15 protein-coding genes and 1 pseudogene are annotated in these 20,406 nt (G+C 41.3%); 8 read left to right on the top strand and 8 right to left on the bottom strand.

Annotated elements, in window-relative coordinates; translation table 11 throughout:
- Positions 1 to 327: 327 nt before the first annotated feature.
- From hemC to CDC37_RS01485, 3 genes are all read right to left on the bottom strand, one after another.
- Positions 328 to 1,296, bottom strand: coding sequence for a hydroxymethylbilane synthase (gene hemC, locus CDC37_RS01475; RefSeq protein ID WP_096620158.1), 969 nt, complete (start codon positions 1,294 to 1,296; stop codon positions 328 to 330).
- Between the two features lie 675 nt (positions 1,297 to 1,971).
- The gene (locus CDC37_RS01480; protein WP_096620159.1) at positions 1,972 to 3,777 is read right to left on the bottom strand and encodes an FG-GAP-like repeat-containing protein; all 1,806 of its coding nucleotides are present in this window, start codon (positions 3,775 to 3,777) and stop codon (positions 1,972 to 1,974) included.
- Between the two features lie 733 nt (positions 3,778 to 4,510).
- Complete coding sequence (locus CDC37_RS01485) at positions 4,511 to 5,473, bottom strand: LysR family transcriptional regulator (RefSeq protein ID WP_096620160.1); 963 nt, start codon at positions 5,471 to 5,473, stop codon at positions 4,511 to 4,513.
- 252 nt (positions 5,474 to 5,725) lie between these two features.
- Here CDC37_RS01485 and CDC37_RS01490 point away from each other — a divergent pair, with 252 nt between their 5' ends.
- The 4 genes from CDC37_RS01490 to hisC all read left to right on the top strand — a co-directional run bounded on the left by CDC37_RS01490 (position 5,726) and on the right by hisC (position 10,036).
- The gene (locus CDC37_RS01490; RefSeq protein WP_157780620.1) at positions 5,726 to 6,808 is read left to right on the top strand and encodes a hypothetical protein; all 1,083 of its coding nucleotides are present in this window, start codon (positions 5,726 to 5,728) and stop codon (positions 6,806 to 6,808) included.
- A gap of 611 nt (positions 6,809 to 7,419) precedes the next feature.
- Positions 7,420 to 7,857, top strand: coding sequence for a hypothetical protein (locus tag CDC37_RS01500; protein WP_096620163.1), 438 nt, complete (start codon positions 7,420 to 7,422; stop codon positions 7,855 to 7,857).
- 44 nt (positions 7,858 to 7,901) lie between these two features.
- Positions 7,902 to 8,843, top strand: a complete 942-nt coding sequence (locus CDC37_RS01505; RefSeq protein WP_096620164.1) for a tetratricopeptide repeat protein — start codon at positions 7,902 to 7,904, stop codon at positions 8,841 to 8,843.
- 131 nt (positions 8,844 to 8,974) lie between these two features.
- Positions 8,975 to 10,036 (top strand): histidinol-phosphate transaminase, encoded by a 1,062-nt coding sequence (hisC, locus tag CDC37_RS01510; RefSeq protein WP_096620165.1) that lies wholly within the window; start codon positions 8,975 to 8,977, stop codon positions 10,034 to 10,036.
- 299 nt (positions 10,037 to 10,335) lie between these two features.
- On the opposite strand, the gene purT is transcribed toward hisC, so the two are convergent.
- A complete protein-coding gene (gene purT / locus CDC37_RS01515) occupies positions 10,336 to 11,511 on the bottom strand; it encodes a formate-dependent phosphoribosylglycinamide formyltransferase (protein WP_096620166.1) in 1,176 nt (391 codons plus the stop codon).
- Positions 11,508 to 11,993 carry a pentapeptide repeat-containing protein gene (locus CDC37_RS01520; protein WP_330220827.1) on the bottom strand — a complete coding sequence of 162 codons (486 nt, stop codon included), beginning with the start codon at positions 11,991 to 11,993 and terminating at the stop codon, positions 11,508 to 11,510. The genes purT and CDC37_RS01520 overlap by 4 nt, the downstream gene beginning before the upstream one ends.
- 115 nt (positions 11,994 to 12,108) lie before the next feature.
- Here CDC37_RS01520 and CDC37_RS01525 point away from each other — a divergent pair.
- Positions 12,109 to 12,417, top strand: a pseudogene (locus CDC37_RS01525) (formylglycine-generating enzyme family protein); the annotation flags it as partial.
- Here the strand turns inward: CDC37_RS01525 and CDC37_RS01530 are convergent.
- On the bottom strand, positions 12,414 to 13,949 hold the full coding sequence (locus CDC37_RS01530) for a haloacid dehalogenase-like hydrolase (protein ID WP_096620168.1): 1,536 nt from the start codon (positions 13,947 to 13,949) through the stop codon (positions 12,414 to 12,416). The pseudogene CDC37_RS01525 and the gene CDC37_RS01530 sit on opposite strands and share 4 nt — an antisense overlap.
- A gap of 569 nt (positions 13,950 to 14,518) precedes the next feature.
- On the opposite strand from CDC37_RS01530, the gene CDC37_RS01535 reads away from it, so the two are divergent.
- The 3 genes from CDC37_RS01535 to CDC37_RS01545 all read left to right on the top strand — a co-directional run bounded on the left by CDC37_RS01535 (position 14,519) and on the right by CDC37_RS01545 (position 17,571).
- The gene (locus CDC37_RS01535; RefSeq protein ID WP_096620169.1) at positions 14,519 to 14,758 is read left to right on the top strand and encodes a 2Fe-2S iron-sulfur cluster-binding protein; all 240 of its coding nucleotides are present in this window, start codon (positions 14,519 to 14,521) and stop codon (positions 14,756 to 14,758) included.
- A gap of 583 nt (positions 14,759 to 15,341) precedes the next feature.
- Positions 15,342 to 16,889, top strand: coding sequence for a YcjF family protein (locus CDC37_RS01540; RefSeq protein ID WP_096620170.1), 1,548 nt, complete (start codon positions 15,342 to 15,344; stop codon positions 16,887 to 16,889).
- Between the two features lie 97 nt (positions 16,890 to 16,986).
- Positions 16,987 to 17,571 (top strand): YdeI/OmpD-associated family protein, encoded by a 585-nt coding sequence (locus CDC37_RS01545; protein WP_096620171.1) that lies wholly within the window; start codon positions 16,987 to 16,989, stop codon positions 17,569 to 17,571.
- Between the two features lie 70 nt (positions 17,572 to 17,641).
- On the opposite strand, the gene CDC37_RS01550 is transcribed toward CDC37_RS01545, so the two are convergent.
- Positions 17,642 to 19,033 carry an alkaline phosphatase gene (locus tag CDC37_RS01550; RefSeq protein ID WP_096625803.1) on the bottom strand — a complete coding sequence of 464 codons (1,392 nt, stop codon included), beginning with the start codon at positions 19,031 to 19,033 and terminating at the stop codon, positions 17,642 to 17,644.
- A 158-nt stretch (positions 19,034 to 19,191) separates the two neighbouring features.
- Positions 19,192 to 19,968 carry a DUF1350 family protein gene (locus CDC37_RS01555; RefSeq protein WP_096620172.1) on the bottom strand — a complete coding sequence of 259 codons (777 nt, stop codon included), beginning with the start codon at positions 19,966 to 19,968 and terminating at the stop codon, positions 19,192 to 19,194.
- Between the last annotated feature and the right edge of the window lie 438 nt (positions 19,969 to 20,406).

The following is a 20,406-nucleotide window of genomic DNA, read 5'->3' on the forward strand; positions in this document are numbered from 1 at the left end:
GATTTTACGGAAAGTTGGGGAAGAGAAGTTGCTTTTCTCATTTTCATCCGTCGCAATCGTTTTTCAAATTTGTATGATATCGTGGATTAAAGCGGAGCCTCCCAGGTAGCGTTACCAGGCATAGAGAGGATGATAAAAAGAAATTTCCTCCTGTATTCTGTTTCCTGCATTCTCATATAAAAACATTAGTGCTAACTTTCCTAATTCACCCTGACCTTCTCAAGCTGAATCAAAAAAGTTAGCACCTTCATGTTTATTCACAAATGATGATGAAAATGCTCTATTTTCGACAGTTTACCGCAATAACTGAAAACTAACAGAAAGCTATTAACGTTGGATTTCAGCGAAAATTTCGTTTAAAATAGCCTGCGCTCCTTGTTCCCGTAGACTGTGGGCTAATTGGGTTCCTAAACTTTCAGCCGCGATCGCAGGTCCAGATACGGTATCTTTAACTAATTTTTGTCCATCCACACTGGCTACGATACCACTCAATGTTAAAGTTTCGCCATCAATTGTAGAAGTTACACCGATAGGTACTTGACAACCACCTTCTAAATCCCGTAAGAAAGCTCTTTCTGCCAAACAGCGATCGCGGGTTTCGCTGTGTTCAATAGCCTCTTTTAACATGGCAATCAAATCATCATCATCTGCGCGACATTCAATTCCCAATGCACCTTGACCGACAGCATGTAAGGAAAACTCGCTGGGGATAGCTTGATGAATGCGATCGCCCATCCCCAAGCGTTCCAAACCTGCAACCGCTAAAATCAGCACATCGTATTCACCCGCATCCAACTTGGCTAAACGGGTATTTAAATTACCACGCACATCTTTAAATTCTAGGTGGGGAAAATGATGGCGCAGTTGAGCTAACCTGCGTAGAGAAGATGTTCCCACTACAGTTCCCGGTGGTAAGGTTTCTAATTGGTAATCTTTAAACTTTTCATGGACAACCAGCGCATCAGCTGGATTTTCCCGTTCCGTAATCGCAGCCAAAGTTAAACCATCGGGTAGCTTCGTCGGTAAATCCTTCAAAGAATGAACCGCAAAATCAATCTCCCCATTCAACATCCCAACTTCGAGTTCCTTGGTAAATAAACCCTTATCCCCAATTTTTGCCAACGCCACATCCAGAATCTTATCCCCTTGGGTAGACATGGTATGCACTTCAAACTTCATATCCGGGAAACATTTTTGAAGTTGATCGCGTACCCAATAGGTTTGAACTAGGGCTAATTGGCTTTTGCGCGAACCAATCCGAATTGTACGTAACGAAGTGGAAACAACTGATGTCATAATATCCAGTTTTTCAAATCAGGAGATATATTTACTGGATCTAGACTACCGCAGTAATTGCCATTTATGTCGAAAAAATCTCTAAATTCGTCAAGATTATTTTTTTCTTTTTAACATATCTTTACTAACTTTTGTAAAGGTGTTAACAAAATTAGGTTATGTGAGGATTTTGGATTTTGGATTTTGGATTGGTAACGTTATTAAGTTATTGTTATATGCAGTCATCCTAAACGATTCGTGAACGCAGGAGCGCCTTAAATCAAGTCCTGGAAAAGGATAGCATGTACAACTGACCTAGGATTGCTATCGGAATTTGATTTGATTTTTGCTCACGCAAGTCTGGTGAAGATTAAGAAAAAACAGAGAGGCTAAATAGAATTAACCCCTCTGTATAATTTTTTAGGACTGACGCAAGTGTCATCAAAATTCTGATTTTTTGTTTGTAGTCAGCGCGTATAGCACTTACTTTGAGAACTAAAGTCCTCACTACGAACTTAAAATAATATGCCAGTTACGTAAGTCCTGATTGATATAATTTAATCAAGTACAAAACTGGGGAAACTCCAAAAATATCCAAAATTTCTGGAGTGAATTTAGTTCTATACTTCTAAATAAACTAGCCGAATCTATAATTAGGAACACTCTATGACAACCAACAAAGATATTCAAATTCAACTATGCAGCAGTAGGAGTTTTAGGAGCTTCTACAGCTTCAAGTTCCCAGTTAATATCAATAACACGTCCAACACCTGAAAAGAAGACACCAGTACCAAAAGTGACTCCATTTTGCGCACTATGATTGATTGTCCAAGCGGCATTTTCACCAGTTAAATAATTACGCCAAACCAAATCAGGAGTTGTATCTTGATTTAATTTACCTACTCCAGCAATTTCCCAACCAGAATTTGCACCAGTATTCGGAGATAAAACTGTTTCCCGACTGCGAGAAATTTCTCCGTTAGTTGCAGTAGCTAATGTCCAAATTTTTGCCACACCAGTTTTATCATTATGCCAAGCAAAATCGAGAATACCATCTCCGGTAAAATCGGCAACAGCACCTAAAACGGAATCAACACTCTCCCGGATTCTCAGGAAATAAGCCGCAGATCGAGAGAAGGGATTATTTGGTGCATTTGCTGCAACAGCTTGTACAATTCCATTGCTAGTAGCGGTTGGTGGATTAATTTGGGAATTATAGGTCATTTCCCAGATGGCTAGGTCTCCATTATCATTCCGCCACACGAAATCATATTTACCGTTATTATCAATATCCGCAACAGACTCAATAAACCACTCGGAAGGTGCATCGGAATCGATGAAAAATCCAGCAGTAATACTAGAATTATTACCATTAGATCCCATTATCCAAACACCATTTTTGCTGGTATTTTGATTACGCCAGACAATATCTGTCACACCATCTTTATTAAAGTCGGCTGCACCCACAATTCTCCAACCGGCTTCGGGAATTCTGATGATATCAATAGCAGAACCGATGCGTGAAACTTCTCCAGTTGTGGGATTTTTTTGTAGTAGCCAAACTTGGGTTTCACCGGTCGAATAATTGTGGAAGAAAATATCACTTTGACCGTCTTTATTAAAATCGGCAACTAAATCCATAGCCCATTCCTTACCTGGAAGCTGGTTTAGGAAATTAGATGCACCAATATCAACTGACAACTGTCCTTCGGTGGTGGAACTAACAATCTCCCAATAGGCGTTTTCTCCGTTATTGTAATTACGCCAATACAGGTCATTTTTCAAGCTGGGACTTGGTAAATTGCCATTCCCAGAACCGTTATTCCCAGAACCATTATTTCCAGAGCCACCGTTTCCAGGTATGTTATCCCCTGCTAAACCACCATACTCAACGATAAAGCCTTGGGGACGGAAACTATCTACACCATTAGTGTTGGGGAAATCATTCCAACTTCCCAGGACTCGGTTTTGATTCACGAGTGTCGGACTACCAATCATCATTAGATAATCTTCTGATTCTGCTGGATTGTTATTATTTGCGTCATTGGGTTCCCCACTACTCCAGTTGACATAGCTACCAGAAACGGGTTGACCGTTGACACCACCACTCCAGAAAGGAGTACCAGCACCATTATTCGCTAAACCTTCAGGTCCTGTCACCCAACGCCAATCTCCCTCAACCGCAGTATCGCTTCCACCTAACCAAACGTTAATACCAGCATTATTGACAAGACCTTGGATAAACTGTTGCTCTCCTTGAGAGGTAATAGTGGCAAGATAACCTTGTCTACCTTCGTGGGTACGTCCTGCTGCTTGAGTTCTCGCATCTTCCCAGGAAATATCACTTCCGACTGTGACTAATTCATAGAAATTCCCATTGTATAAAATCGGTCCAGAAGAGCTAGATTGACGGATTAGGGAGTTATCTAATGGTGAAGCAGACTGGGGACGAATTTCTGTAGTTAGTCCAGCACTATTGAAATTATCCGGATTATTACTCACTGGAAAATCCTCTGAAAATATTGATGTTTTAGTTAATTAACGTATGCATGTTTATATATGCACTTCGACTTCAGTGCATATACTTAAGTATTTGGTAGATTAACCTCTATTTATTTACATGAAAAGTAATAGGGTTTCACGCTTATAGCGATACATATTGGCTACAAACTCCCCACATATAAACCAGAAGCATAGGTAGTATAACTACAGATAAATCTTCGGGTAGATTTTCGGGACATTACTGTAATTTACATCACACTTCATCTGCTTGCTGATTGCCGTATTTTGGGAGCTAGCTAGAAACCAAATATCAACTACTTTTTTCATTTACACAGAATAAAATATCTTGTTGGAATGTATTGATAAATACTTCCCTGCCATTTAAAGCCTATTTTGAATGAAAAACTTCAATTTGGTGAAGGTAGGATGATACATTTACGTAAAGTTTAAAAATAGACATTTGTAGAGAAAATGGAAAAAACACGGAACAAATCAGTATATTTACTGAATATTTGTTTTTTTTAGATATTTTTTTCTGGTTCACCTAGGGGAAACTGATTTACATTTCTTTAACAAATGGTATGGAATTTAACTAAAGGAGGGGAACTCAGTACGGAGATAGTTGAGGACTGAGATAATATATGGCGATCGCCCTTGACTTTGAACACAGTCGTTACAATTATCATTCTGCTATCGATGGAGGCAATATCTGCTTACTCGCAAACTGTATCTATCACCATGAATCTTGCAATGGCAGATGGGTTAATTCTTGAATCACTTGGAGAAAGTGGCCTAGAACTATCGAACTATCGTTTTCTCGCCAGACAGCAGCAACTTGCCGTTTTAAATGCACACCCGTTAGTGGTCGATACACCACACCCTTACGTTGCAAACTTTGCACATGATTCGGCAAGATGGAAACGCCCACACCCGCAGCCACAAGACTGAGTAAAGTCACTGCTCCAGTTGCGGTTACGGTTTTGACGATGGTGGGGTCAAAACCTGCATCTTGGCATAGGGTAATCACCTTTTGGTAAGATGGAAATATCTCTACTGGCGGCAAGATAATTTTTTCTGTTTGCAGGTCTTTTAAATCAACCTTCGCTTGTGCAGCCAATGGATGCTCCACTGCTACAGCCAGGATAAAATATTCTTGAAAAATCGGTTGAAACATGAATTCTGGATCGATGTGATCGAATTTTTCGGCTTGTTCAAATATCACATCCACTTGCCGTTGTTTAAGCATATTCCATCGTTGTTCAACGGGACTTTCGCGCATTTCCAAGGTGACATTCGGGAAGCGTTGCTGAAACTGTTGCACAATATCAGGCAATAGACTGTTGGCGATGAAATTTGTCATACCTATGGCGAGACAACCAATCTGACCTTGATGAGCCTGCTGCGATCGCACAATGGCTCGATCTAGATGCAATAGGGCTTGTTGAACTTCTTCCAGGAACACTTGACCAGCAGCCGTCAGCGTAATTGGACGTGTACTGCGATCGAATAATTTGACTTTAGAAGAACCTTGATCCGCACTTAGTAGTTTCTCTAGGGCTTGAATGCGCTGCGTCAATGGCGGTTGCTTAATACCAAGACGCTGGGCTGCAACTGTAAAGTTATTTTCTGCTTGCACCAGGGCTACAAAATAACAAATCTGGCGTAACTCGAATCGACTCAACTGTTGCAGGTTCATAAAAATCTTTCTAAGTGTATCGCTGACGATATTTGACTATATCAGAAAAAACACTGACAATATACCTTGTCTAAAGCAAGAAAATAACATCAACTTTTGTAAAGAATTGAATAAATTTACCTGGTTAGAGAAGAAACTAATTAGCTTCTTGTTCTACCTAGCCCAATGAGTTGTTCGCAAAGATATCGAAACATCTCTGGTTTTATGTATTTCTTTACTCAAAGTAAAGTTTTCGGATAGAGGTTTTTAAATATGAAAACATCTGCTTCACCGCACCACACACCTAATCCTATCTTCCGTCGTCCACCTAATTGGCAACTTCTGCTTATATTCATGGGAATTAGTCTGATTGGCTTTATTTGGTTGCAAGGTTGGTGGCGACAACGGCAATTTGATACAGCGATGCAGGCATATAAATCGGGCGATTGTCAACGTGCGATCGCTGGCTTCAGTGAGTTTAAAGGTAACGATGAAGCTGAGACAATCCTTCAACAATGCCGTGACTATCAGAACATCGATCCCGCAACCCAAAAGCCCTTCGAGGCATTGGGTAAAGCTGCTGAGTTTGTCGAAAAACATGCACCCCATAATCCGTATATCGGTGACTCAAAAGCCGTGAATCCCCTATTACCAGGGTTACGGAATCGTTTCAACGGCTATCTCAAACCCGAAAATATGAAGGACTGGTTGAGTACGGATGTGTGCAAGCGACTGGAACCCATTGAAAAATCCGACATCTTGCCTCAAGCTCAACAATCGCTACCACGCTTATATCTGTACTGTGGACATTTTTTAATTGCCATGAAGCAAGTAGATGCAGGAATGACCCTATTTGAGCAATCCATCGATAAATTCCCAAACGATCCGAATGTGAATGTAGTAAAGCGTGCCTATGCAATGCAACTAATTAAGGAGGCAAAACGCCAACCAACGGGAAAAATTCCTGCTCCTATTGCGGGTGCGAGAACGGCAGACGGCTCCACAGTAATTGAGATTCGCAATGATTCACCCTATCCCTTACGGATTACGTTAGCTGGATCAACTTCACGAATTGAGGAGATGCCTGCTTGTAAAGAATGTCAAGTATATACCCCATCGAGCAAGCCTTCGGGTTGTCCGGCTAAAGGTCCACTTGCCCGCTACAAGATCGATTCTGGAAATTATGAAGTCTTGGTCAAAGCAATCCAAGAAAGTGTTTCCACACAGAATTATGGGTCGCATACACCTACAAATATAGCCTCACGGGATGTACCGGGTGTACGTCCCTTCACCGGTCGGTGGGGCTTAAGGAAAGGGCAAAAATATCAATCCTGTTTCTTTTTGATTCAAGGATGAGTTTTGGTTAATTGAGAGTTGCCCCAGAGTATTGCTCGATGAAATTTATACAAACAAATAGTGAATTACAATCATGAAACTGGGAATAAAAATAGTAGCGATCGCAGTGATAACGCTTTTCACTTGTAAGCCTGCAATTAGCATGGAGGTTGATCAAATTTCGACTTCCGAGCAGGTAACAACTCACGCCAAAGAAATCAAATCTAAACGAAAGCGTTCCCTGAGAAAGCGGCGACTCAGAAATCAAGGGGTTCAATCTAGGCAATCCGATCAGTACAACATTGTCTTCATTGATGGATTGAGTGCAGCTTCCACCTGTGGCTTAACCGATGATCCAGTGAGTTGTGCAAGGTTAGAGCAAATTCAATCTGTCCTCATGAGTGGGTGTAGACAGGGCAACAGAAATGCCTGCTCGTATGTTCTGAAAGTTCAGCAGCATGAAAATGATTCGAGGATTATAAGAACAATTAGAGCTTATTAAGCTCCTGACGCAATGATCGGATAGACCGCTCAAGAAAATCTCTTATATAGGTGCATAAGTGCTCGATGTCACGAAATATAGGTTGATGATCAGTGTGAAAAATTAATAAAACTGGTTTTAGGAGATAACAATGAACTCGAATCAGAAAAAAAATTTTGGACTCTTGCCTAGGATTGAAAGTATCAGTGATGCACAGAAGGTAGGTCGTCAAGGTACTTGGGCAGCTTGTTTTGTTGCTGGTATGACAACTTTATTGGTCCTGGGTTCAATTTTTGCACCCTTGCCGTTGGGTATTCCAGTTAATGTTTGGTCGCTGATTGATGCGGTAATTATGGGTATCATCGCTTGGCGTATTTATCGGATGTCACGGGTAGCTGCACTTGCAGGATTGATCTACTACATCATTGGGCAAATTTCCATGTTCTCCGCATCGGAAGGAAAGTATAAGGTTGGTTTTGTCACAATCTTGATCACGCTGGCGTTTGTTAATTCGGTGCGAGGGACTTTTGCCTATCATCGGCTGCAAAAGACAGAGCATAGTGAATCATATTCAGAAATTGATGTTTGAGTATCAACTTCCTAAAAAATTGTGAGATTGTGGTGCAGACAATAATGAGACGACTGAATCAGAAATATCGATCGCCTTTGTTAGTTCGCTACCAATTCGTATTGATAGGTCCCATGAGTTTAGCGATCGCAGTGTGTATATCTCCTCAAGTACAAGCTCAATCATCCCATTTAGCAACAATACAACCTGGTGTAATACTTTCCCAGCGAATGAGTGCCAAGGAGTTTTTTGACCGAGGATTGGAGAAGTATAACAAGCAAGATTACCAAGGTGCGATCGCCGACTTTAACCAGGTGATTCAACTTGATCCAAATAGTGCCAGAGCTTACAATAATCGAGGACTTGCCCGCTCGGAATTAGGCGACAAAAAAGGTGCGATCGTCGACTATAACCAAGCGATTCGACTCCAACCAAATAATGCCGTAGCTTACAACAATCGGGGAGTTACCCGTTTGGACTTAGGCGATCGAAAAGGTGCAATCCAAGACCTTAACCGAGCCATTCAACTCCAACCAGGTTATGCCAAAGCCTACATGAATCGAGGTAATGCTCGTAGCGATTTAGGTGATAAACAAGGTGCAATCCAGGACCTTAACCGAGCCATTCAACTCCAACCGGATTTTGCCGAGGCTTACAATAATCGGGGAGTTACCCGTTTGAATTTAGGCGATCGAAAAGGTGCTATTGAGGATTTTGACCAGGCAATTCGACTCAAGCCAAATTATGCTAAGGCGTACTACAACCGCGGAAATTTTCGCTTTCTTGAGTTAGGTGATGCCAAAGTTGCGATCGCGGACTATGACCAAGCAATTCGATTCAAGCCAGATTTTGCCGAAGCTTACGTCAATAGAGGTTTAGCCTATGGGATGTTAAGCAATAAAAAAAACGCGATCGCGGATATTCAAAAAGCCGCAAATTTATTTCAACAGCAAGGTGATACAAGAAATTACCAAAAAATGACCCAATTAATGGAGAAGTTCCGATGATGATTCCTCCGGTGACTTGTTAAATTTTACTTCCCATCCTAACACAAAGAATTGATATAACACTGATTGATACAAGAACGGTAAATCGGTTTAAAATCTAAAAGCTAGGCTAAATATATTTACGACTGACCATGACCGCTTCCTACTTTCGTCCCAGTGTTGATGCGATGACTGGATATACTCCAGGGGAACAACCGAAACCGGGGACAAAAATCATCAAATTAAATACAAATGAAAATCCCTATCCTCCTTCACCTCAAGCGATGGAGGTACTACGGACAATTGATAGCGAATGGTTAAGACGTTATCCCCATCCCTTTGCTGATGATTTTCGTCACAGCGTTAGCAAGGTTTTTGATGTCCCCTATGATTGGGTGATGGTTGGTAATGGTAGTGATGAAATTTTAAATGTGGTTGTCCGGGCTTGTACGGAAGGTGAACGCAAAATAGTTTATCCCACACCTACTTATGTTTTATATAAAACCCTGGCGGAAATTCAACCCACGGAGGTGGTGGAAATCCCCTACAACGAGAACTTTGATTTACCCATTGTAGAGTTAGTCAGAGCTAAGGGTGCGGTGACATTTATTGCTTCACCCAACAGTCCTTCTGGACATTTGGTGGCAATCGATGATTTACGCAAACTAGCATCTGAATTAGCTGGAGTTTTGTTGATTGATGAAGCCTACGGGGATTTTGCGGAAGAGAGTGCATTCCCTTTGGTGAGGGAATTTGATAATGTGATGATTTTGCGTACCCTTTCCAAAGGTTATGGTTTAGCTGGTTTACGATTAGGTTTTGCGATCGCGAATCCGGCATTATTATCTGGTTTATTTAAGGTCAAGGATAGTTATAATATCGATGCGATCGCCAATGCGGTGGGAACGGCAGCGATGTTGGATCAAGATTACAAAAATCAGTGTGTCAACAAGGTGAAGGCTTCCCGCAGTAAGTTGGCAGCAGGATTGACAAAGTTAGGATTTAAGGTTTGGCCTTCCCAAGCGAATTTTCTCCTTGTCCAACCCCAGATAGATGCGGAAAGTTTATATTTAGGTTTAAAAGCCCAGGGTATTTTAGTGCGATATTTCAAACAACCGGGATTGGCTGACAAGTTACGCATCACCGTTGGTACTGATGAACAAAATGACTTGTTGATTACTGCTTTGTCTAGTCTTTTGGTTGAAATGAAGTAGTGAACTGTCAAAATAGAAATGATGGATAAATTTATTTGGTGGTGCAGACGCAATAGGGTTCGGATAAGAAAATTCATAAACCCCAAATAATTGTAGAGACTAGATATATCGCGTCTCCCGAAAGCACAATGAAACATCATTAACCGAACCGTATTGGTTGCGGACGTAGCATTGCTACGTCTCTACACAGCGTCAAATTTTCAATTCATCTTTGGATTCAGCAATGCCAATTTCAACTAATTATCCACCAAAATTAAATTGACAACCATTGGAGACGGGATATATTGCGTCTCTACTCCCTATTCCCCGATAACTTTCACCTGGGATGCGGCAAAAATTGCCTTTTTCCGTGCTTCTTCCACCGTTGCACCTTTCGCTAAAGCCACACCCATGCGACGATAGGGATGGGCTGTCGGTTTACCAAATAAACGAATATCCACATCTGGTTGACTCAAGGCTTCTGCAACTCCTGTAAAGGAAACCTGTGTCGATGTGGATTCCGCTAAAATCACCGCACTCGCAGCAGGTGCAAACACTTCTATTTTCGGTATTGGTAAACCTAAAACGGCTCGCAAATGCAATTCAAACTCATTTAAATTCTGGGAAATTAACGTCACCATCCCCGTATCGTGGGGACGGGGTGATAATTCCGAAAAAATCACTTCATCCTTGGTAATAAAAAACTCCACCCCAAAGATACCTGCACCACCTAAAGCATCGGTAACTTTTTTGGCAATCTCCTGGGCTAGAATAATTTTCTGCTGATCCATCCCCGCAGGTTGCCAAGATTCTTGATAGTCTCCCCGTTCTTGACGATGACCAATTGGTGGACAAAAGATAGTTGGTGCATTCCACTGACGAATCGTCAACAGGGTAATTTCAATTTCAAAATCAATAAACTCCTCCACAATCACCTTGCGGGTGTCCCCCCGCGAATTAGCTACTGCGTAATTCCACGCATTTTCTACGGATGCTGCATCCTTAACTACCGATTGTCCCTTTCCGGAGGAAGACATCACTGGTTTGACCACATTGGGAAAACCCACCTGTTGGGAAGCTGTGATTAACTCATCCAAAGAAGATGCATAGGCATATTCAGCAGTGCGGATTCCTAACCGGGTATGGGCCAATTCACGAATGCGATCGCGGTTCATGGTATAGTTAGTGGCAGCCGCCGTCGGAATCACTGTTATTCCCCGTTGTTCAAATTCCTGTAGTTTCTCGGTACGAATCGCTTCAATTTCGGGAATAATTAAATCTGGTTGATGCTTACTCACCACTGCTTCCAATTCCTCAGCGTTGAGCATGGAAATCACCTCAAAGGCATCAGCAACCTGCATCGCCGGTGCATGGGCATATCGATCCACAGCGATGATATAATTACCTAGACGTTGGGCGGCAATGACAAACTCCTTTCCCAATTCCCCCGCACCCAACAACATTAATTTCCGAGGTAGCTGCACCGAACCATTCATATATCTGTTCCATCTTTCAACCAAAAAACAGCCCCCCGTTGGGATAATTCATGAAATTGGTCAGCAGTCAAACCACTTCCATTACCGAATTGACAACCATCAACTAGGGCATTATTCCATATTGTTTCATTCAGGGTAGCTCCCGTCAAATTTGCCCCCCGTAAATCCGCATGGCTGAAGTTGGCAAATAATAAATCTGCATTGATGAAACAGGTATTTTGTAAATTAGCTCCAGATAAATCACCACGAATCAAATTTACCCCCTGCAAATTCATATTTGCTAAATTTGCACCTACCAAACGGGGAAATTTAACTTGGTGAGGATGATTGAGAAAATCGCTCACACAGGCAATATTATCAAGATGATTGGGTATTGCTAGTAAAAAATCAAAGCGACTAATCCCCAATTGCCACAGGATTTGTTGACGTTGGGGTCGGGAACTTTGTAAAAAATCAATTCCCACTTGTTCTTTTGATACCATCTTTGTCATCCATCACCAATCGTATATTCTGTATTTATTCCTGTATTTTTATATTCCAAATTTTATGGTCATTTATGATTCTGCTCCGAAAGGATAGTATCGTCAGCAAACAACCAAAGTAGGATTATTTCCTCCAAATGCCTTCGGTTTGTATGATATGCACGGTAATGTTTGGGAGCGGTGTCAAGATGATTGGTATGAAAACTACCATTCAGCACCTAGTGACGGTATTGCTTGGTATGATGACAGTGATAATCATTCTTGTAAGTTATCGCGTGGCGGTTCATGGAATTACAAAGCAAGGCATTGTCGTTCAGCTGGTCGCACGGGGTACAGTCGCGTTGCTCGTAACTGCTTTGTGAGATTTCGGGTTTTGTCTGTTTTTTCCGGTAAGATGTTATTTCACCATTCAATCAGACCTTAATCAGACTTCAGAGTATGGCTTGGGGAGATTGAGGAAAGTAGGTAAGCATTATTCCACAACTCTATCAATTCTGACTTACTGCGCAAAATAACCCAAATGAGGATAATCACAAATTGGGGATTGGTTAGTAGCGATATATCATGCATTCCGGTAGCGATCGCTAGACACAGGAAGATGTAAATCAATAAACGAAAAGTTTGCTCTTTAAATTGACGGCGATTACCTCCACATCGATATATGCTGTAGGGAATCCATTCTACTAATAATTGGCTGAATAATAATATCACACCGATAAGATTACTCACACTCACTGCGAGGAAACCAAAGAATTTCCAAACCTGTAAAATCGGGTAGATCCAAATTCTGGTTTGTTCATCGAGATAGTTATAAGCAACGTAGGTGAGACGAGTAGATAAAAGTATACATAACCAGCAAGATAATTTGATGAATAAATCTTGAATATGCTCTTTGACGAATAATTCGGAAATTACCAGATGATTACCTTGCCAAATATCAATTTGACTCGCTTCGATACAGCCAACTCCGAAAAATGAGAGAATAACAGCCCAATACCACGGCTGCCATTGATCCATTTTCGATTTATACTGATGGTAGGTTGCCGAGAGAACGGGTTTCTCCTCAAATTTTTCGGCAATTTGGTCATTTTCGTAGTATCCCAATTCATAGATACACCAGAAAGCTATGACAAGTAAGGTCAATCCAGCTATATGGAAAATCGGATGAGGACTAATTAAACTGAGGGCTAATATCAGGGAAAAAAGGTGATTTTTGAGAATTACTTGCTTGATGGTTTGTTGACCTGGACGTTTGACTTTTTCTAAATAAAATAGGGGAATATAGGCATCTTGCATTGCGGGGATATATTTGGCCTTGTCCCAAATTACTAAAAAAGGATGTTTAACGATTGCTAATAGGGATGCATCGTCGCGGGAATCGGTGACTACAACACTTTTTTGGATTTCCGGTAAACTGATTTTGCTAGCAATTAAATCCTCTTTATTTTTGTGTCTATCGATAGATCCTAACCAAAATCGACAACCAATCAGTTCGTGGATAGCGAAATTTAGGTGTTTAATAACTGGTTGAACAATAAATTCAAATCCTTTGGTAGCTACAACTATTTTATGGGATTCATGGGTGGTAATAGCTGCAACTAATTCCGTATTTATAAAGTTTGCTGCTAATTGACGAGCGTGATTTCGCCACAGAAATATATTCCAGGGAAATAAAATTGTTACAACTAAGACACGAATCCAATCCCGACAGGTATCTCCACCAATTTTTCCTGGTAGAAATTTCCACGGTTTAATGGCATCTAAAATGTAGAGAATGATGGCTGCGATCGCTCGTGGTTGAATTGTATCGAGATACTCTTCTGTGGAATTCCTTAGTAATAGGGTTTCGTCAAAATCTAGGATAATTAAACTTGCTGTCGATTGGTCTTTAAGGAAAGATAAGGTTTCTAACTCCGAGGATTGAGCCAATTTATTCTCTAATCCTATTTTAGTCATATACGTTTCAGGGTTAATTTATCAATGATTGGGACTATTATAGGTAGATTTTCTGGGAATCGCCCAGTAATAGTTAGTAATACTCAAGCAAATTTTGTCCCTTAATACAAATTTTTAATGTGAATAAATCGTTGATTTTTTCGGATTCATCATAACTATACAAAAATAGTTTAATAGAATGTTAATAAATGGTTATCACAGAAATGGCTATGGGGAATAGGGAGTATAGGGGAAATTAGTCGGTCACTCAAGGCTGACAACTTACTCTTGAGAAATCCAGGTTTTGTGGATCAATGCAAATCCCCCTAATGGTCAATGGAGTAGAAGTAGGAAAATAGGATTTCAGTAGTTTATACCCGTGAAATACAACAATTATGCTATGCGATCGCAAAACCCGGATTTGGAGCAAATCTCTCAAAATTTTAGGGAGTAGGGAATAGGGGAGCATATCACCCTTGGATGCTGACAGCGAAAAAAATGTCGAAAATCAAAATGTGCGTTAATGTAACAAGTTATAAAGATTTATCAATTAACTATTCCTCAACCAGAAGTTACACCCTGAAAATATTATGTCTGTTAGCATTCGTTTCCTCCCCGAAGATATCACCGTTGCAGCTACCGTTGGCGAACCCCTACTAGATGTGGCAGACCGTGCTGGTGTATCCATCCCCACAGGTTGCTTAATGGGTTCTTGTCACGCTTGTACAGTTGAATTAGATGGAGAAGAAATCGTTCGTGCTTGTATTTACTCAGTTCCCCCTGGTCGTCAACAATTGACTGTAAACGTGTTTAGCGACCCAACTTGGTGACAGCATTATTTAAACCATGTCCCTGAATTGAGAACCGTAGTTTTCACTCATGATTATTGAGATTGCTACCCAAGTAAGAAAGTTACGACCCTACGGTCGCTCCGCTACAGGAAGAAGTGCAATGACGAAAACTCCAATTTTGATTTTTGATTATGGAGGAGGTTTATCTGTGTGTTTCTTTTACAATATGGCGAGAGCGTATTTCAAACCCTGTAGGCGCTTATAATAAAATCAAAACCGTAACTGTACGTTAGGTTTTACTGCGTTATGCTCAATCGATATCTACATTTGTGAGGGAGGGTAAGCATTGAGTAATGCCGTTTGACTTTGGAGTTGATACCTGATGGGAAGCTTGCGAAAGCAGAAAAACAATTTCGTATCAACATTTTTGTGAAATGGTATGAAGGGATGATTGTCATCATAATTTGCGTCTCCCTCCACTCCCTGTAAGTTTTAGGAATTTACTCCAAATCCGGGGATAATCCATTCAATTCAATGATTACGTAGGCACAGTCAAGCCCAACGGCTATTACGTAGCTTGCTTCCCGCGTAGCGGATATTACAAATTATAAATTAAATTTCCATGCCAGTTCCGCGTCTAGTTACACTAATAGTTGGATTAATCGTCATTTTAGCCCTAAGTCTGTGGCTGATTGATTCGCTGTCGCGTTTATCATGGCAACTTTCCTATTCCCCGTTTTTAGGAAATTTACTGGTATTTCTCCTGGTGGTTCTGATCGGTTTGCTAATTGCAGCCTTTGTGTATTATGTGCTGGAAATGCAAAAGGGGGAAAGGAAAAAACGCACTACTAGAAAACGCGTCACCCCAGCAGAGATTCCCGCAGCTCGCTCGGAAGCTGCTTCTTCTACCCTTAAAGCTGTCCAACAACAGGTTTCCCAAATACAAGACGAAGTCACCCGTCAAGCCTTACTTAGTAAAACCAGGGAAATTGAAGCTAATCTGCGACAGGGAGAAATCCAAGTTGTGGTTTTTGGTACGGGTAGCGCAGGGAAAACTTCCCTCGTGAATGCGATTATGGGACGGATGGTGGGACGGGTGGATGCACCAATGGGAACCACTACAGCTGGGGAAACCTATTGTTTGCGTCTTAAGGGTTTAGAACGGAAAATATTAATTACCGATACACCGGGGATATTAGAAGCGGGTGTAGCGGGAACGGAACGGGAACAGTTAGCGCGGGAGCTGGCTACGGAGGCAGATTTGTTGTTATTTGTGGTGGATAACGATTTACGCCGTTCCGAATACGAACCGTTGCGTAGTTTAGCAGAAATTGGTAAGCGATCGCTAGTTGTCTTGAATAAGATAGATTTATATACGGATGAGGATAGGGAGGCAATTTTAGCGAGGTTACGTCAGCGTCTCAAGGGTTTTGTGAGTGTGAATGATGTGATTGCCGTCACGGCTAATCCCCAACCAATTGAATTGGAAGGGGGAGAAATTTGTCAACCGGAACCGGAAATTTTACCTTTGTTGCGACGGATGGCGGCAATTTTACGAGCGGAAGGGGAGGATTTAGTGGCAGATAATATTTTACTGCAATCCTTGCGCTTAGGGGAAGAAGCTCGCAAACTTATCGATGGACAACGGCGACGACAAGCTGATAAAATTGTCGAGCGGTATCAGTGGATTGGGGCTGGTGTGGTTTCGGTGACACCCCTACCCGTAGTTGATTTATTGGCCACCGCAGCCGTAAATGCCCAAATGGTGGTGGAAATTGGTCGGGTATACGGTTGTGATTTGAATTTGGAACGGGGAAGGGAATTGGCTTTATCCTTGGCGAAAACCATTGCGGGTTTAGGAATAGTCAAGGGAGCCATTCAGTTAGTCACCACGGCTTTACAATTGAATGTGAGTACATTTATCATTGGTCGTGCTATTCAAGGGATTACAGCTGCCTATTTAACTAGGATTGCGGGAAAAAGCTTTATTGAATATTTTCGTAATGACCAGGATTGGGGAGACGGAGGGATGACCGAAGTTGTTCAACGGCAATTCCAACTCAACAAACGGGATGAATTTATTAAAGCATTTATTCAAGATGCGATCGCGCGGGTAGTTCAACCGTTGAGGGAACAGGAATATCAGGAAGAGGAAAAAATTCCCGATTAGTAAGCTGATGCGCAGTCAGTTTTGTTGGGTTCCACTGCTTTCCACCCAACCTACGCAATTCTGCTACCAACTCCCAACTTACAATTCAGTATGAATTATGGTCAAGTTTGAAGAGCAATTAGCAACTTTTTGTCCCCAGAGTCGTCAGGAATGGCGAGATTGGTTAATCCAGAATCATCAAACATCTGTGGGAATCTGGCTTATTTACTATAAGGTCAACAGTGGTAAACCCAGTGTGAAATACAGTGAAGCTGTCCAAGAAGCATTATGTTTTGGCTGGATTGATAGCAAGGTTAAATCCATCGATGAGGAAAGATATACACAAATATTTACCCCTCGGAAACCAAAAAGTGTTTGGTCAAAATTAAATAAAAAGTATATCGAAGAATTAATTAGCCAAGATTTAATGACTGAAGCTGGGTTAGCAAAAATTACCGCAGCCAAACAAGATGGTTCCTGGAATAGTTTAGATGCTGTTGAGGACTTAATTATACCACCAGATTTAAACCAAGCGCTCACCGCAAATTCCATCGCTCAACAAAATTTTCTGGCTTTTAATCGGTCTACGAAAAAAAATATTCTGCAATGGCTGACTAGTGCGAAACGCTTAGAAACCAGGTTAAATCGGATTGAAAAAATCGTAATTTATGCCGAACAAAATCGAAATCCCCTCACAAAATAAAAAGACGCGACCTACCGCGTCCTGACGAAATCAAACCCAAAATTTACTATGGTTTTTAAAAACCAAAAAATCACTTCGACTCGATTCGCTTACCAAATAAAGTCAAATACATCATCCGATAAATCTCCGTATTATCCAAAGTCGTCGGTAATTTATCCGCATTTAAACCATGTGCTTTCGCCACAATTGCTCCCGTATTATCCCCCGAACTTGACCAACCCACAGCAAAGGGAAAGCGTTTTCCTTCTCGATCCGGTGCAGAGACAAACGGAGGAGTTTTCGTTCCATCCCTACCATCCCAAGGAGCGCCATTATTGCTTTTTTCCGGTACGGGTTGATCCAGGGGAAAATCTTTTTCCGTCACTCCAATCACTTCCATTCCCCCTGCATCACTATCAGCAGCTGTCAGCAATAAGGTATTTGGATTACTTTCAATATACTTCATCGCCACACCAACCGCATCGTCAGCCCGTTTCATTGCCTCTAAGGTTCCCTTAGCATTATTATAATTACCAAAATTATCTGTACCTTCCTCCTCTAACACAATCAAAAACGGTCTATTTTGGGGGGACAAAATTTTTAAAGTCACATCCAACATCTCTGCAACCGTCGGAGCAGTCGGTACATACAAAGGTAAATTATTCTTTTGTAATTCCTCCTCTGTATCATCATTATAGGTATCATCCGCAGCAAAAACCCCTAACACCTTCTTGGTATTAGGGGATAACTTTAACAACTCATCGCGGGTATAAACTACCGTATAACCTTTACTTTTAGCAACTTCAATCAAATTTACCCCGTCAGTACGTTCACCTTCCTCTGGACTAGTATGAAAACCCTTCACACCCTTGGGAAGATACCACTTTTCTCCCCCTCCCAAAATAATATCTACTCCCGACTCCACTATCTGCTTCGTAATTTCTGGAAACAACCTCCGTCCAGAGGCTTTTGCGACAAATGCAGCTGTACCTGGTTCATGAATCATCCCCGAATTAATTAAAGCAGTTCCCTTACCAGTTGCGATCGCTTCTTCCATAATTGTCTTTGCTTGTCCCGATGCTGCAACTACTGGTTGCTGGTTTTCATCTAAACCAAAGGAATCCGCATTCACCTTCACACCCGTCGCATGGGTGACAGCACCTCCATTGGAAGTAGCCGTCAGTTGATTTTTCATATGTCCCAGATAAACCCCTAAATGGGACATTTTATCCCAGTTCAACCGAGCATCTGGTCCTAAGTATAACATCCGCGCTGCACCCCAGTGGGAAGGGCTGGTACCATCAGGATGTATGAATATGACATTACCAGTACGATTGTCACTTGTTTGAGTCTTAGTGGAACTCTCACCTGTTTGAGTGGTATTAGTAGGTTGATTACATCCTGTGCAGATAATTAACAAAACAGCACAGAGGATGCTCAATATTTTTAACCGATTTTTTGTATTTAGTAGCACAATTAACATCCCTAAATAAATACAACTAAACTGTTGCTGAGAGGATGTTACATCAAAATAATTTATTTTGTCATGGGATTTTAGGTCGGGAGGTGATTTATTGTCTTTCTGGATGGGTGGCAAAAATTTTTTGTTCAACCAGCATAACTGATTATTGGAATTGTCTGCTATCGGAGTGGATTTAACCAAAACAATACGGTTTTTTTTAACTGATTAAAATCCCGCAGAATTTCTTGACGAAACCATTGCCCCACCGCATCAAAAGGATTAAAATCCGTACCAACTTGCCATTTTATATCTTGTCCCAAGGGGGTAAGATGGGTTCCAGGAAGGATTTGAGTCACTACCATTCCGGGAAATCGCTGTTCCAGAACTTCATTTAACCCCAGGGATTGATCTAGGGTATCATTGGTAAACTTAATGACTAGATTGCGACGCACATTGTAGCTAGCGCGAATCATGTCATTAGTTTGGGCTGGAGTTGGTGTGAATTCTGTCACTAGTGTGGTATTAGCAAAGGTGGTGTTCAACTGCTGTATTAAGGGTACAGCATCACGGGCGGCAAAATTATTAAAAGAAATAAAAATATTACCAGCCCGTTCCACAGGGAACATACTACCAATCAGCAGATGGAGCTTGCAACCCATACTGTGTCCCATCCCGTAAATTGGTAAATAACCGCTACCAATGATTCCCCGGTCTTCTAGACGGATTAACCCTCGTTCAAAGTTACGCAAAACCTGCTGTGCGATCGCGCTATGATCGAAGGTATTGATAAATGGAGTCGCAATCACCATATATCCCTCCTCCGCAAGAGCTTCCAGTAATAAACGATAGGTAATATGGGGTGCAGTAGCGACAAATGCACCGCCTAAAAAATGTACAATACCCCTCGGTCTAATAGGTACTAAAACCCAGTTACCAGCAATCTCTTTCCAATCCATACCACCACTGCATTTGTTAACATTTCTTTATATCTTTATAGTGTAATAGGACTTACGCACTAGTTACCAGAAATTTAGGTGTTTAGCATTGCTACTTTGCGTCGCAATGAGGGTATTTGGGTTGTCCTTGAATAATACTATTTCACGACAATTTTGATACATTTTCTTCCTCTACTCCCGAAACCCGGATTTCTCACAAACTCCTAAAGCTTTCAGTGAGTAGTCCGTGATGGGAGTAGGGAGTAGTAGGAAAATTAACCCATTACTCAAGGCTTATCACTCCCTTGTGAGAAATGTAGGGAAAGCTCTCCTAAATAAATGTACAGCAATAATAAATTGTGAACAAGCAGCAAGTACGGTATTGTGAGTTGAAAGAGTATTATCTTGCCGTCAACCATCAAGTGTTATGATTTGAGAAAGCACTTATGTGGGATAATT

Source organism: Calothrix sp. NIES-3974 (genome assembly GCF_002368395.1).
In the GTDB taxonomy this organism is placed as follows: Bacteria; Cyanobacteriota; Cyanobacteriia; order Cyanobacteriales; family Nostocaceae; genus NIES-3974.